At 41.0% G+C, this 15,048-nt stretch carries 13 protein-coding genes and 1 tRNA gene; 10 read left to right on the top strand and 4 right to left on the bottom strand.

What is annotated here, in order from left to right:
- Nucleotides 1-560: 560 nt before the first annotated feature.
- Together ABDW33_RS26930 and ABDW33_RS26925 are read left to right on the top strand one after the other, a co-directional pair.
- On the top strand, nucleotides 561-761 hold the full coding sequence (locus ABDW33_RS26930) for a hypothetical protein (protein WP_343693207.1): 201 nt from the start codon (nucleotides 561-563) through the stop codon (nucleotides 759-761).
- Between the two features lie 22 nt (nucleotides 762-783).
- Nucleotides 784-1,134: a hypothetical protein gene (locus tag ABDW33_RS26925; RefSeq protein ID WP_343693206.1), complete on the top strand. Its 351-nt coding sequence runs from the start codon at nucleotides 784-786 to the stop codon at nucleotides 1,132-1,134.
- Nucleotides 1,135-3,069: 1,935 nt separating this feature from the next.
- Here the strand turns inward: ABDW33_RS26925 and ABDW33_RS26920 are convergent.
- The gene (locus ABDW33_RS26920; protein WP_343693205.1) at nucleotides 3,070-3,639 is read right to left on the bottom strand and encodes a hypothetical protein; all 570 of its coding nucleotides are present in this window, start codon (nucleotides 3,637-3,639) and stop codon (nucleotides 3,070-3,072) included.
- A gap of 546 nt (nucleotides 3,640-4,185) precedes the next feature.
- On the opposite strand from ABDW33_RS26920, the gene ABDW33_RS26915 reads away from it, so the two are divergent.
- Nucleotides 4,186-4,452 carry a hypothetical protein gene (locus ABDW33_RS26915; protein WP_343693204.1) on the top strand — a complete coding sequence of 89 codons (267 nt, stop codon included), beginning with the start codon at nucleotides 4,186-4,188 and terminating at the stop codon, nucleotides 4,450-4,452.
- Between the two features lie 280 nt (nucleotides 4,453-4,732).
- Here the strand turns inward: ABDW33_RS26915 and ABDW33_RS26910 are convergent.
- Nucleotides 4,733-4,803: transfer RNA gene (locus tag ABDW33_RS26910), tRNA-Cys, on the bottom strand.
- Nucleotides 4,804-4,896: 93 nt separating this feature from the next.
- Here ABDW33_RS26910 and ABDW33_RS26905 point away from each other — a divergent pair.
- Nucleotides 4,897-5,778, top strand: a complete 882-nt coding sequence (locus ABDW33_RS26905; RefSeq protein WP_343693203.1) for a nucleoside phosphorylase — start codon at nucleotides 4,897-4,899, stop codon at nucleotides 5,776-5,778.
- A gap of 333 nt (nucleotides 5,779-6,111) precedes the next feature.
- Here ABDW33_RS26905 and ABDW33_RS26900 read toward each other — a convergent pair whose 3' ends face one another.
- Together ABDW33_RS26900 and ABDW33_RS26895 are read right to left on the bottom strand one after the other, a co-directional pair.
- On the bottom strand, nucleotides 6,112-7,008 hold the full coding sequence (locus ABDW33_RS26900; RefSeq protein WP_343693202.1) for an EamA family transporter: 897 nt from the start codon (nucleotides 7,006-7,008) through the stop codon (nucleotides 6,112-6,114).
- Between the two features lie 300 nt (nucleotides 7,009-7,308).
- A complete protein-coding gene (locus tag ABDW33_RS26895; protein WP_343693201.1) occupies nucleotides 7,309-7,674 on the bottom strand; it encodes a MerC domain-containing protein in 366 nt (121 codons plus the stop codon).
- A gap of 541 nt (nucleotides 7,675-8,215) precedes the next feature.
- Here ABDW33_RS26895 and cysQ point away from each other — a divergent pair.
- The 6 genes from cysQ (at nucleotide 8,216) to ABDW33_RS26865 (ending at nucleotide 14,912) form a co-directional block, all read left to right on the top strand.
- Entirely contained in the window at nucleotides 8,216-8,974 is a 759-nt protein-coding gene (cysQ, locus tag ABDW33_RS26890) for a 3'(2'),5'-bisphosphate nucleotidase CysQ (protein ID WP_343693200.1), read from the top strand.
- A gap of 115 nt (nucleotides 8,975-9,089) precedes the next feature.
- Complete coding sequence (locus tag ABDW33_RS26885; protein WP_343693199.1) at nucleotides 9,090-10,088, top strand: response regulator; 999 nt, start codon at nucleotides 9,090-9,092, stop codon at nucleotides 10,086-10,088.
- A gap of 83 nt (nucleotides 10,089-10,171) precedes the next feature.
- Nucleotides 10,172-10,981, top strand: coding sequence for a universal stress protein (locus ABDW33_RS26880; protein ID WP_343693198.1), 810 nt, complete (start codon nucleotides 10,172-10,174; stop codon nucleotides 10,979-10,981).
- A 24-nt stretch (nucleotides 10,982-11,005) separates the two neighbouring features.
- Nucleotides 11,006-11,785 (top strand): universal stress protein, encoded by a 780-nt coding sequence (locus ABDW33_RS26875; RefSeq protein ID WP_343693197.1) that lies wholly within the window; start codon nucleotides 11,006-11,008, stop codon nucleotides 11,783-11,785.
- 312 nt (nucleotides 11,786-12,097) lie between these two features.
- Nucleotides 12,098-13,072, top strand: coding sequence for a ribonucleotide-diphosphate reductase subunit beta (locus tag ABDW33_RS26870; RefSeq protein ID WP_343693196.1), 975 nt, complete (start codon nucleotides 12,098-12,100; stop codon nucleotides 13,070-13,072).
- A 136-nt stretch (nucleotides 13,073-13,208) separates the two neighbouring features.
- Nucleotides 13,209-14,912 carry a ribonucleoside-diphosphate reductase subunit alpha gene (locus tag ABDW33_RS26865; RefSeq protein ID WP_343693195.1) on the top strand — a complete coding sequence of 568 codons (1,704 nt, stop codon included), beginning with the start codon at nucleotides 13,209-13,211 and terminating at the stop codon, nucleotides 14,910-14,912.
- The last annotated feature ends 136 nt before the right edge of the window (nucleotides 14,913-15,048 follow it).

Below are 15,048 nucleotides of genomic sequence, written 5' to 3'. Positions count from 1 at the left end.
CATCTGCTCAGGATTATTATTCTTTTGTCATGCTGATGCCTGGAAAAGGTAGGCATATTAGAATGAGCTTGGACGAACCAGGGAAAGTAATCATCGATGGCTATACAATTCCTTCAAATTTAGCAGTGACAAAACTTGTAAATAATTTACCGAACAATTATATACAGAATCAATTGAGTTCGGAAATGAATTTTCAAGCGCGATGGGGATGGATTTCCGCAATCATAGGTACACCATTCTAATCCTGATCTGGGTGTGGCGGAATGGAGTGAGTTACAGCATTTTGTTTAATGAATACAGGTATGGTTTTAATGACAGGGAGAATAATAATGATATGAGAGAAGGTGATTTTCTGGATTTTTTATACTATATGCAAAAGCCTGCATAGTATGCAGATGGCTGGATAGTCTTACTGATTACTGAACGAACGCGTCTAGTGCACTTTCTGATTTCCAGGAAAAGATTAGATATGATGCGAATGGCAATATCCTGAGATACTTACGCAGTGACTTAATTATAAACTACTTTCAATTACAATTACAGTAAGTAACAATTCTCAAATGGCATCCTGGAATGCAGTCCGTACGAAATTAAAAAGTACGCTGAATATTAATGTAAGTGTAAATATTAATCCTAATATTCAACAACAGGCGACAGGCGCGAATGCTCCAGCAACGTCAGGTACACCAGCTAATATCGTCTATTCTCTTTCAGGTGTAACGGATGGAGATCCCTACAGAGCTGCACAAGGTGCCAGATAGTCTATTTATGAAAAAAAATAAAATGAAAAAGTATATACTAATAATAGTCGCTTTTTTTAGTACCACATTTGCGCAGGCACAGGAAAAAAGAGTAAAAGTTCCGGATGAAGATTTGTATTTTACTTATTATTATAAAATCAAAAAGCCATGGGATTTTACTAAGAATGATTCTGTAGCCTATTCATGGCGAGTAATTAGTCCTGACTCATTTTATCTGGATAAAAGAGTTCATCAGCAAAAGGTCTGGACAAAAGTGTATGTCATAGAGCCCCAGGTAGATTCTGTTAATGTATTATACAGAATGAATTTTGAAAAGCCACGATTGAAGAAAGTCGCTTACCATACGGCGAGATTGGTTCCGCAACATGACTAAGCTTACATTACCTTAACTCGAAGCCGTTTCATCAAAATAGGTGAGACGCGCTTCCAAGTTCAAAACTTCTTTTCCCTGCTAAGGAAGTAGTATTGGCTGCAGAAGGAGGTGGAGTTGTATATACGGAGGCAATATCCATTATTAGAGGTGCCGCTGAAGAAGTATCTGTTGCTTTGGATGGTACCGGTAAGGTGCATGGTATCAAATTATTTGTTAGAGAAAGGGAAAACTTTATCAGAAATTGCAAAAAAGACAGGAACACCGGTAGACAGATTAGCCCAAGACGGTAATATTAAAGATCAGAATACAATTGATGTTGGGCAACAGTTGAAAATTAGTAATTGGATACGGAAATAATTCGGGAATAATTTTAGGAATAATTATTTTAGATTTTCTAGATATCCATGAGTATCCATTCTATGGATTTTTACAGGATTTAAAAGACCTTGTAAGGGTTTTTTAAATGATGATAGTTGTAGTAATGGAACCCATCGGCACAGTTTTTTTAAGAAGGAAGGTTTTGTACAAGGAAAGAGAAGGTTAGCGTCTGTGAAATTGTTATACCAGAAAATATACGCTTTGGATTAACCTAAACGTGACTGATTGGCCAAGTATTTAAAGTATTACTACGACCAAATTTAAATTAATACCCGTGATGTTAAGAAAATAATCATCGGTTGCCTTTTCGTTCATGTAAATAGGAAATTTGAAAAATATGATAGTGAAAAATTGGAAGCTTTAGGAATAAACCAATGTAGCTTGGTAAATATGCAGTGACTAACAAGGCATCCTTAATTAGGATTATAAATTATGAAGTCGCGAGAGCAAAGGTGTGAGATCTATGGACAGCGTAGAAAATTTGGAGTTAAGCGCAAAGTGTATTTAGGTACGGAATTTACAATACAAGAATAGTTTTATGAAGAATTTTATCTGAATTATAATATGCATGGTACTAGTGTTTATTTGGGGTAGGATTTTTTATCAGTTTATTGCTCCTCACAAGGAGCCAAGGCTAATATTATTACTGATTGCTGGAGGCATAAGCTACTTTTTGTTATTATCAGCAGTAGCCTATGTTTTTATCAAAATTTTAAAGTTTAGACATTTAGTATTAGTCCCAGTCGTCTTTATAATTGCATTGTTATTCATGTTGGATAGATACACATTTATTTATATGTCAGGGTTGGCTCTCATTAGCGAGATTTTCTTATTTAAAAAAAAGATCAAATACGGAGTCTTTAGTGATGGAAATTTACCTGTTGAAGCAGCATCTAATATTCTAAAAAAAATAATTTGAAATGGGGAAATACTTTTTATTTGTAATCTTACTTTTTTGCAGTAAGCTATACAGTCAAGATATTTCCGGTAAATTGGTAAATGATAAATATCTGATTTTCTCGGACACCGGTTTTGTAATATATACACAGCCACATTTTAAAGGATTGTTTATCAGTACAAATGATACTAGTTTAGTTGAAGCATTAAAGAAGAATTCATACTTGCCCTATATTTTTTTGTACGCGGATGATTTTAAGGACTTTATAGTAAAGAATATTACACTTCCTGCTTTTATTAGAGAGAACCCTAACATACATATATATAGTTCGGGGAAGGTGGATCAACGATCTATCACGTATTTTCGGGCAGTCGTTTCCGTAAAAGTATCAATGATGTATTTCAAATACATGTCGCCTGAGAAAAGTTCAAAGAAAGACTTTTTTCTTAGAGATATCAAAGCCAATAAAGATATCTATCTGCGAGAATACTTCCAATCATATATGGATATACTTGATTGTGTTGGCTATAAATTACTTTGAATGCATGCAGGTTTAAATTGCTCAGATTACTTATTGAGATGAAGCTGCCAGTTTAGCTTCGGGGCTTTTGAGAATCTGAGTTACTATATAATGAAATACTTTGAACGAGGTTATTAAATCAGTTACTAAACTTTAGCTTTGGTTGCCATTGAGTATCGAATTTTCTCAGTTCTGGAGACAGGTTGCCAATATTAAAGTTAATATTGCCATCATCAGTTTCTTGTTTGCATATAATCGCATAGATAATTGTGCAGAAGAAACTGATGTTGATGTCGTCATCTGCTACGATATTTAATTTTCCTGAGAACCCAATACTTGTTGGTTGTTCCATTAAATAGGCGAATTGCAGGTGGTTTTTAAAAAATGAGATTTTAGTCCCTTTGTGTACTATTATTTCATAAAGATCATCGTTAAATACAACCTTATAATGTGGGGCTTTTTTGACTTTATAAAATAAAATCAGACTATAAGTAATGTTATTAAACACATATGAGATTAAATATTCTTCATTTAGAGAAAAAGAAATAATATAAGGTTTTAGTTTTATTTTTGAAATGGTATTCTTCTCTGAATCAGACAGCTCCCATATGTAGCGGAACCTTTCTGTTGATCTAGCTCCGGAGAATATGAGTTTGGTGTTGTCCCAGAATTTTATTTCGAAAGAGTTGTATTTCGCAATTAGATCCATGTTTATTTGAATAAATCCTGTTTATTGAATAGCCTTGAATTTGACATTATTAATTATGACAACGATTTTAACCCACTGTTGGCTCAAGAACAGCCAGTTTTTAACGACCTTAGTATTAAGAATCACTTGATCACCGTCAAACTTACCGATAATGTAATAGTAGGTGGTTAGTTGTCTTGCCAACACAGCCTGAAAGAAGGGTTTAGCTTCTATGGCCTCTCTTAATTTCTTGCTGATGGGTTTTTATATTGGCACATTATTGTATTAAATAGTTCTTTACTGTGCTAATAGTATAAAAATACTAACAAATATAGTTAACAAGCCATAAATATTTTATTGGTAGACATTCAGTTCATTTATTATATAAATGCCGGGGTTTTTGCCATATTCATTGGAAGAAATAGATAGACTTAAAAATTCTAATAACCAATTAGATCAAATCACAGCAAGGCATTATGAGCACGAGAATGAATTTATAAAAGAGGCAGGTAAGCAAATTTTTGATGGTATAAATTACAAAAACCAGCAACCAGTAGATCAATAACTATGATTCAGCGTTTAGGTTTTTTTTTAAGAAAGTGGGGCAATCTAACATTAGTTGTAATAGGAGTTATATTTATTTTAGTTACGATTGCCATAAATTTAAGGGGTATAACTAATTATGAATACTACGATGTTAGAAGATATAATTCAGTAATGCATGTTCCGCTAATTGCTAATTACTGTGTAGGTGGACTAATGATTTTATTGGGATTTAAAAAAGAGTGGATATCAGACATAGGAAGAAGACTAAGGAGGAAAAAGAATGTATGAGTGTTTTACATTGTGATAATTATTGTGGCCCCGGTGAATATCACCGGGGCTTTTTTCATAAAATATCGATCCCTTTTAGAGATTTGCTGTATTATTAAATTAATATTAGAAATCTTATGTCTGAGAATCTGAGAACCGGGTATCCTGTATGGCAAGGTTCAGTTATTCGGATTCGTGATGTAATGGGCTTTTTAAAAATAGACCAAAGAGACAAGCATAGTCAGCGTAAGGGTTACATACAAATAAAAAGGGACCACATTACTGTGATCCCTTTTTCCAGAGGTATCGAGCGGATTCGAACCGCTGTAGGAGCTTTTGCAGAGCTCAGCCTAGCCGCTCGGCCACGATACCGTTTTTTTGTTTGCCCCATCAATTAATGGGATTGCAAAAGTAGTAAATTTCTGATATTTGCCAAATATTTTTCAAACTAAATATATTTTTTTCATGGAAAATAATCGAATTGCCGAATCAGAATTGATCCTCAATAGTCGTGGCGCCGTGTATCATCTGGATGTGAGACCAGAGGAATTGGCCGATACTATCATTACTGTTGGCGACCCGGACAGGGTAGGGGTTGTGAGCAAACACTTTGATACAATTGAAGTCACCCGTCAGCACCGGGAGTTTGTCACTCATACCGGCTATATCGGGAAGAAAAGAATCTCGGTGGTATCTACCGGCATTGGTACGGATAATATCGATATTGTGCTGAATGAACTTGATGCCCTGGTAAATATTGATTTTACTTCCCGGACTGTAAAAAATGAGCTGACTGCACTTAAGGTGATCCGCCTGGGTACTTCCGGTTCCCTGCAGGCAAGTGTGCCGGTAGATAGCTTTGTGGTGTCTTCTCATGGCCTCGGTCTGGATAACCTCCTCCCGTGGTACCAATTTGAGAATACAGCGGCAGAAAAGGCCCTTTTAGCGGCTTTTGGCAAACAGGTGGCTATTCAGCATGGCAGCGCCCATCCAACCCTTTTTAGCGCTTCTGAGGCCCTTGCTTCAAAATTCACAGCAGGTTATCATGCTGGTATTACGATCACCTGCCCGGGTTTTTATGCACCACAGGGGCGTGCGCTGAGAGGTAAACTCTCACATCCCGACCTGCTGGACCAGCTGACCGCTTTCAAAGAAGGCGACCATTTCATCTCAAACTTCGAAATGGAAACCTCTGGTATTTATGGAATGGGAAGGATTTTAGGGCATGACTGCCTGTCTATCAGCGCGATTGTGGCGAATAGAGTAAAGAAGGAATTCTCTAAAGATGGAGGTGCTGCAGTGGAGACTTTGATTCAGCAGTCCCTGGGGATTATTGAGAAATTGTAATTCTTTTTCCCTGGGCATATCATATGCCCAGGGGAAAATCGAATCATCTGGAATTATTTAGTGGGTTTGTGCAGGGAAAGGTCCGTCAGGCCGTTTGCGCTGCGAAGGGCGAGCTAGCCGGTTTATGCTGCAAAAGAGCAGTCGATCAGTTTGACACGCAAAACGGTAGTTAAACAGTTTGTGCTGCAAAGGGTAGTCAGCCAGTTTGCGCTGCAAAAGATTATTCGATCAGTTTGACACGTAAAACAACAGTTAACCAGTTTGCGCTGCAAAAGGTGCAGTCAGCCAGTTTGCGCTACATCAATGCCTCTTTATCTGTTTAGACTACAAAAGTTAGTCGCTCAGTTTGAACTGCATCAGGTTATTCATAGCCACCCCTATAACAATCACGGTTATGCCAATCGCCTGCCCGCCTGTCAATGCCTCCCCGGCTATCAGGGTACCTGCCAGCACAGCTACAATCGGGTTGATAAACGTATGTGTGCTCACCATCGCCGGAGGTTTGATTGATAACAGCCATATAAATGACAGGTGTGCCAGGATCGACCCGAAAAAGATGAGGTATAACAGGGCACTCCACGATGCCATGGGTATAGTTGCCCAGTTAATGATCTGCCATTCACCTTTCATGGTGGCTATTGCCAGGCTGATCACCCCTCCGATAAATAGCTGTTGAGATACATTCATGAGCAACGATGCCCGGGTTGGTTTTTTGGAATGGAAAGCACCCAGCACCCATACAATCGTGCCAAATACCATGACCATGAAACCCATTGTCCGGCCGTGATCCATACCTGCCTGTACCGCCAGGCTATCCCTGAAGAAAATGAGCAGTCCCACGAAACCAATGATAATGCCTAATACGGAAAGTTTGTTCGCAAAATAGTACTTCCAGCTTTTTTTATCGATCAGCATAAACCAGAACGGTTCCAGCGCTGCAACGATCGCGGCCTCGGTAGAAGTAATGTATTGTTCTGCATAGGTGAGGCTTCCAATTCCCATGGTCAGGATCAATACCCCGGAGATGCTATTTTGCTTCCAGGTATCCAGTTGTACGGGCCTCTCACCCTTGTAAAACAGCCATGATAATAGCAATACACCTGCTGTCGTAAACCGGAGTCCTAACAGAATAAATGGCGGAAACCCTTTGAGCGCATATGAAATGCCTAAGAATGTTGTACCCCAGATAATGTAAATGCATAAGAATGCAGAGATTTCTTTCAATTTCATGAAAAAGGAGATAGGTATCCCTCGCAGGAATTAGATAAAAAGAATAAATGAGAGTGTAGATATGAATAGATCAGAACAATAGTAACCGGGTAGTTACATCTGGTGTCTTAAGACGGCTGTTCTGAATGCAAATTTCATGTTGGACTTATTAGGAGTAATAGGCCGCAAAGGTAAGGCGTGATTTTCAGAAATGCAAATGCTAACTACAATGGTTATATTGATCGTTAGGCTGGTATGCCTCCTCATGAAGGCGAAACGGGCCACAGCGAATGATTTGCTTCCCCCGGACAGCAATGCGCATTAATGCTTACAAACGTGCATATTCTTTACATGGGCGGTAATAACTAAACCCGCACCGACCAACTTACATAACATCTCCAGGTATATGGCATGCGCAAAATTGCCCGCGATCATTAATAAAAGGCCGGTTACAAAGTACATGATCAACGACAGCCGGTGAGCATGTTTCCTATATCCCCTGATCAACGCCCAGCTGCCGGCACACATGGATATTGCGATCGTCAACACTTCCAGGAATGGATTCTCGATAAATTCCACACCACACAAAGTCAGGGTGGTGAAGATCAGTGGAAGTAATATACAATGAATAGCGCAAGCGATTGATGCGCCAATGCCAATAACATCCCATCCTTTATTCATAAGCATTCACATCAGTTTTATAATTATACCTATTGCATCTGTGTTGCAAATATAAGAATGAATATTAAACCGTGTTGCAAATAATTTTATTTCTTTGTAACAATTTGAAAGCCAATTAGATAATTCGCCTGATCCGAATCAATCTTTCTCTTGAGGGCCATCATTTGCCGCCTTCTATCCCGGTGGTAATTTCATATTGTAAACCCGTACATCATGAAAAAGTACATCAAAGCAATCTCATTTATTGCATGTCTGACAATAATTGGAAGCACGGTCAATTTCTTATTAACGAAAACATTGAAAGGCAGAAAGGTGGCTGCAGGTTACAAAACCATGCAGTGCCTTGACGTTCTTGAATAGCATGATTTGAATAGCAGCAGTGATTGACTGATTACCCGTGAAGACGTGATGGTCATTATTGTTTCAGGAACCATATGTGTGCTACTTTTAATCGCTAAATGCTTCGATTGAAGTTCATACAGCATTTTGTTCCAAAGGTAATCAGTGGGTGGATTTCTCTACCCACTCTTTTCTATCTTTGTGGTGTATGAAGCAATTATTAGCTATCGCTACCGAGGCAGCTTATGCTGCGGGGAAGGCCATATTGGATATTTACGGATCAAACGCTTTTGATACCCGGAAGAAAGCAGACGCATCTCCCGTGACCGCTGCTGACAAAGCTGCCCATGCTATCATCAGCGGGTACTTAGCCCGGACCAACATCCCTGTTTTATCAGAAGAAGGTAAGCACCAGGACTTTTCAACCCGCACGCAATGGGAATATTTCTGGCTGGTGGATCCCCTGGATGGTACAAAGGAATTCATCAGTAAAAATGGGGAGTTCACTGTTAATATTGCTTTAATACACTTGAATAAACCTGTAGCCGGTGTGGTATATGCGCCTGTGTTGGGCGACCTGTATTATGGCAGTCTGGAAACGGGGGTGTATAAAAATAATATCTCTATACCTGCATTAGCAAGAAAACAGTCGTTATCTGACCTGTTACTCAGACCATCCATTACCATCATCGCCTCCCGCTCACATTTATCTGACGAAACCAAAGATTTTATTGCCCGGTTCTCCAACGTTACCCTGACCTCCATGGGAAGTTCCCTGAAGTTCATGCTGCTGCTCGAAGGGAAAGCAGATCTGTACCCAAGACTCTTCCCAACTATGGAGTGGGATACTGCTGCTGCACATGCGTTGCTGAATGCATCTAACCGGGGCATTTACCATGCAGGTAATAAAGAAGAGCTTACCTATAACAAAGCCGATCTCACCAATCCCTATTTTCTGTCATATTAATCGTCTGAACTGATATTTATCATAGATAGTTGTTTCCTTGTTGGTTGACAGCCATCAACTAATACGTGGGCGATTGTGTGTAGTTTTGAGTGAACTCAAAAAAATCCACAGCTGTATGTCTACTATTCTTGTTATCGAAGATAACACTGCTGTACGGGAGGAAATTGTTGAAATACTTGGGCTGGCAAATTATACGGTATTAGAGGCAATTGACGGAAAAGAGGGAATCTTGCTTGCAGAAGAAAAACATCCTGACCTTATTATTTGTGACCTGACATTACCTATATTGGATGGGTTTGTCGTCCTCCAGGTGCTAAACAATAATAAGGAAACCAGTAGTATTCCATTTATCTTTCTGACTTCCCGCTCTGATCGTGCGGAGGTCCGCAGAGGTATGGACCTTGGCGCAGATGACTATATCACCAAGCCTTTTGAATCTTCGGAATTGTTAAACTCGATAGAATGCAGGCTGAAAAAATCGGCTGTGAAAAAGGTACAATTGCTATTGGACGACCCATTGGCAGACCTGATCAAAAACAGGAATATCCGTTATTATAAAAATAAACAACTCATTTACCAGGAGGGCAATCATCCTTCCTGCCTGTTCTTTATCCTGAAAGGAAAGGTTAAAACTTTCAAGGTATGCGAAGACGGCCGGGAACTGATCACGGCATTATATAATGAAGGATTTCTTGGGCATGTGGCCCTCATCAACAAAACCTGTTATCATGAAAGTGCGGAAGCTGTAGATGATGTAGAACTGGCGGTAATACCTAACGCGGACTTTGATCGCATGGTCACGGAGAACAATTACGCCCAGCATCAGCTCATCAGGATACTTGCGCAGAATGTAGATGACAAGGAAGGACAGCTATTAAAGGTAGCGTATGATTCACTCAGGAAAAAGACGGCAGATACCTTACTGGCGGTTAACCGGAAGTACAACAATGAAGGCATCCGCATCAGCAGAAGTAATCTGGCAGCACTGGCTGGCGTGGCGAAAGAATCCTTTGCCCGTACTTTGTCTGACTTCAGGGATGAGCAGCTGATTGATATCAAAAAGGGCGTCATCTTTATCCTGGATGCAGACAAGCTAAGCAAAGTCATTTACTAGATTGATGGTGGTCATTCATTTTGCCTTCTCTTTTAATGAAATTGAAGTAGTTCCCCTATTGTTCATCTCTTAATTCAAAAGCCATGAGAAAAGTAATTGTCGCCTTTGATGGCACACATTATTCTAACGGAGCATTTGGATTGGCTAAAAGGTTGAATGAAAGTGAAAAGATCCTGTTGGTAGGCGCCTTCCTGCCTGAAGTTGATTTTTCAGGGTTAGGCTATATATTCGGAGGCGGAGGATTGTATGTTCCATTACAGATCGAAATAGACGAAGAAAAGGTAGATGAAAATATCCAGCGGTTCGAAGAGGAGTGTGTCAGGAATAATATTGAATTCCGTGTACACAAAGATCATTCTCCGTATGCTATCTCGAAATTACAGAAAGAAAGCAGGTTTGCAGATCTTATGATAATTGGTAGTCAGAAGTTCTACGAGAACCTGCGACTGGAAGTTCCCAGCGAATACCTGCGCGATATCCTGCATGATACGGAATGTCCGGTCATCGTGGCGCCGGAAAGATTTGACTATCCGGAGAACGTTATACTGGCGTATGATGGCACCCGCTCATCGGTGTTTGCCATCAAAATGTTCTCCTACCTCTTCAGTGATCTCTGCGATTGCAGTACTACCCTGGTGTATGCTACATTGAAGCATCAGGAGGAAATGCCGGATGAAGATTATTTGAAAGAGTTGGCAGGCCGTCATTTCCATGATCTCACTTTCCTGCAACTGGAGCAGCAGGAGATGAGTACATTTCTTACAGAGATTTCGAAGCCCATGCTTGTAACGGGCGCCTTTGGCCGGTCCGGTCTGTCCAATTTATTTAAGAGAAGTTTTTGCACCAGTTATATATCAGCATACAGGTATCCTGTATTCATTGCGCATAAGTAAAGCGTTATTTTAAATTCCAAGGTTATGAAAAAGATAGTGGCTGTCTTCGACGGGTCCAAATTTTCCGATAGTACCCTGCAATATGCAATCAGAATGGGTTTACAGCATAATGCGACCATTACCGGCGTGTTTGCAGAAAGGATGGAATTAGCTTATGCCGGCGGGGGAGGACGGAGCAACAGGGATGGGTGTTCGCTGTTTGAATCTGCCTGCCAGGATGCGGGTATAAGTTACAATGTAAAAAGAGGGAGTGATGCGGTTACCCAAAGTATTCTCAGGGAGAGCAGGTATGCCGATATGTTGTTGCTGGATGCGAGTGAAACAATGAATCCTTTCACGGAAGAAGTGCCAACGCCTTTTGTCAGGGATATCCTGGCGAATGCGAAGTGCCCGGTTTTGTTGTTACCCAGACATTTTAATAATATACGAAAGATCTGCTGGTTGTACGATGGTTCTCCGGTGTCTATCTTTGCATTTAAAATGTTCTCTTATATTCTGCCTGTTTTTAATGCCCTGTCGTTCAATGTTATAACGGTGCAGGCCGCATACCATGAGCAGCAGTTACCTCATGAAGGCATGGTGAAGGAGCTGACAGCGATGCATGCACCGCAGGCTCATTTTGTTTCTTTGAGGGGGCAGCCGGAAGTGGAGATACCCGGTTACTTGCGGGAACATGCACCAGAAAGCCTGGTGATTTTAGGCGCTTACCAGCGAAATGCCCTGTCTATGCTGTTTAGACCCAGTATGGCAGATGTACTGGTGAGAGAACAGCAATGGCCCTTGTTTATCGCACATAATAAATAGCCGATACCACACCTGATCAGCTGGCTTGCGACAAACGAAACGAATTGGTTATGTATGGTATTCTTTCATTATGTGGACTGAATATATAGAAAATTGTTTAATATTACGGTGTGGGATGGCTCCTGGCACCAAAATTCTCCCAAATCAGCCGTGATAGGGAGAACGATCATTCCAAAACTTGATTATCCCCACCATGTTGATTACTTTTTTTATCTCCTTTTAATTTTATCGGGACATTTGCTCCCCGGACATGATAGATGTGGTTTTATTTCCATCTGTTCGGACATTGTTTAAAAAATAAGAAAATCAGACATGGGATTATTTGACAAGAGGGTTCAGTACAAACCATTTGAGTATCCGGAAGTGCTCCAGTATACTGATGCGATCAACAAATCTTTTTGGGTGCATTCAGAAGTGGATTTTACGGCTGATATTCAGGATTTCCATGCCCACCTATCTATACCAGAACAAAGTGCTATAAAGAATAGTCTGCTGTCTATTGCCCAGGTAGAAGTAGCCGTTAAGTCATTCTGGGGTAACCTGTACCAGCATTTTCCAAAACCGGAGATGAATGGTCTGGGTTCTACCTTTGCAGAATGTGAATTCCGTCACTCGGAGGCTTATTCACGCCTGCTGGAGGTATTAGGCTACAATGATGAGTTCACCGAACTGATGAAAGTGCCTATTATCCAGGAGCGTATCAGCTACCTGTCTGCCGCACTGGAAAATGCTAAATCCAACGATAAGAAGGAATATACTATTTCTCTCATCCTGTTCAGCCTGTTGATCGAGAACGTGAGCCTGTTCTCCCAGTTTGCAATCGTGCTGTCATTTACACGTTTCAAAGGCCTGATGAAGAATGTGAGCAACATTATTGCCTGGACTTCTGTAGATGAGCAGATTCACGCAAATGCGGGTATCTATCTGATCAGCAAAGTAAAAGAAGAGTATCCCGACATTTTCACACCAGCAGCTGTAAAGCAGGTGGTTGACATAGTAAAACTGTCCATTGAAACTGAAAGCCGTATGCTGGACTGGATCTTCAATGAAGGTGAAATTGAGGTGATCAGGAAAGCGGATCTGATTAACTTTATGAAGAAGAGAGCGGATGACAGTCTGCAGCAGATTGGTATAGACCCGATTTTCAACGTGCCGGCTGAAGAGAGTGGTAAAATGTTGTGGTTCGAAGAAGAAATCTATTCAAACAGCCTGGATGACTTTTTTGCAAAACGTCCGGTAGAGTATACTAAATTTGATAAGAGTATTTCTGCGCACGACCTGTTCTAAGGAAGTCGCTTGTGACTACTTTAGAAAACCTCAGGGACTTCAACTGGAAAGGGCTCGTGTAAGGATCGATGAGAAGGAATGACCGATTTGCCGCGTACCTTGATTTTGTTTTAACTTTTTGATGATATAATAGACAATGATGACTTTATTTGAAACAGCCTCCCCCGAAACTGCTGTCACCAGCGAACAGGATAGCAACCGCCTGTGGTGGAAAAATGAAGAGAGTGAGCAAATCCTTAACAGAGGGTACTTGCTGAAAGGTGAAACTGTAGAAGGTGCGATTGAAAGAATTTGTTCAGCTGCTGCACAGCGCCTGTACAAGCCAGAGCTGAAAGATGTATTCAAAGAAATGATTGAAAGAGGTTGGATGAGCTTAAGTTCTCCGATCTGGGCGAATATGGGAACGGAAAGAGGGTTACCGATTTCCTGTTTCAATGTACACATTCCTGATAATATTGAAGGCATCACTCACAAACTGGGTGAAGTGATCATGCAAACCAAACTGGGTGGCGGTACTTCGGCTTACTTCGGTTCTCTGCGTGAGCGTGGAAGTGCGGTTACTGACAACGGTAAATCCAGTGGAGCGGTCAGCTTTATGCGCCTGTTCGACACCGCAATGGATACCATCAGCCAGGGTGGTGTAAGACGGGGTGCATTTGCAGCTTACATGGATATCGATCATGGTGACATCGAAGAATTCCTTTCTATCAAAGATATCGGCCATCCGATCCAGAACCTGTTCTACGGCGTTTGTGTGCCTGACTACTGGATGAAGGATATGATTGACGGCGATATGGAGAAAAGGCAGATCTGGGCGAAAGTGCTGGAAAGCCGTCAGCAGAAAGGGCTGCCATATATTTTCTTCACAGACAATGTCAACAGACATAAGCCACAGGTATACAAGGATCAGAACCTGACCATCCACGCGAGCAACCTGTGTTCCGAAATCATGCTGCCCTCTACAGAAGAGGAATCCTTTATCTGTTGCCTGTCTTCTATGAACCTGGAGCTGTACGATGAGTGGAAAGATACCAATGCTGTGAAACTGGCGGTATTCTTCCTTGATGCCGTACTGCAGGAATTCATCGTTAAGACAGAGGGCAATCACTTCCTGGAGCCTGCCAACCGTTTTGCAAAGAGACACCGCGCATTGGGTCTTGGCGTATTAGGCTGGCACTCTTATCTTCAGAAGAACATGATTCCATTTGAAGGGCTGCGTGCAAAACAACTGACATCTTCTATCTTTAAGGATATCCAGACCAAAGCGGAAAAAGCAAGTAAAGAACTGGCATGGATCTATGGTGAGCCGGAATTGCTGAAAGGTTATGGTAAGAGAAATACTACCCTGCTGGCAATTGCGCCAACCACCTCTTCCAGTGCGATCCTGGGTCAGACATCTCCCGGTATTGAGCCATTCAGCAGCAACTACTTCAAGGCGGGTCTGTCTAAAGGTAACTTCATGCGTAAAAACAAATACCTAAAGGCGCTGCTGGCCGAAAGAGGTATCGATAATGAAGAAACCTGGAGAAGCATCATGATGAACCATGGTAGCGTACAGCACCTGGAACAACTGACTGCAGAAGAGAAAGAAGTATTCAAGACATTCAAGGAGATCAGCCAGCTGGAGATCATTCAGCAGGCATCTATCCGTCAGCAATATGTGGATCAGTCACAGAGTCTGAACCTGAACATACCTTCGAACCTCCCTGTAAAAGAAGTGAACAGATTACTGATACAGGCGTGGGAACTGGGTGTGAAGACACTCTATTATCAACGTAGCCAGAGCGTTTCCAAGGAGTTGGTAACGAACCTGGTAACTTGTAAGAGTTGCGAAGGATAATGAAATTGAAAGAGGGTGTCTCATAAGTAAATGAGGCACCCTCTCATTTTTTTGAGTTATATAGCATTTTAAGGGTCGCCCTATATTGATTTTTGGGTAATCGTTTTGAGAAGGAAAGTTTTTCAAATAGATCCCG

This window comes from Chitinophaga sp. (genome assembly GCF_039596155.1).
Lineage (GTDB): Bacteria > Bacteroidota > Bacteroidia > Chitinophagales > Chitinophagaceae > Chitinophaga.
This window is presented reverse-complemented; position numbering and strand designations above follow the sequence as displayed.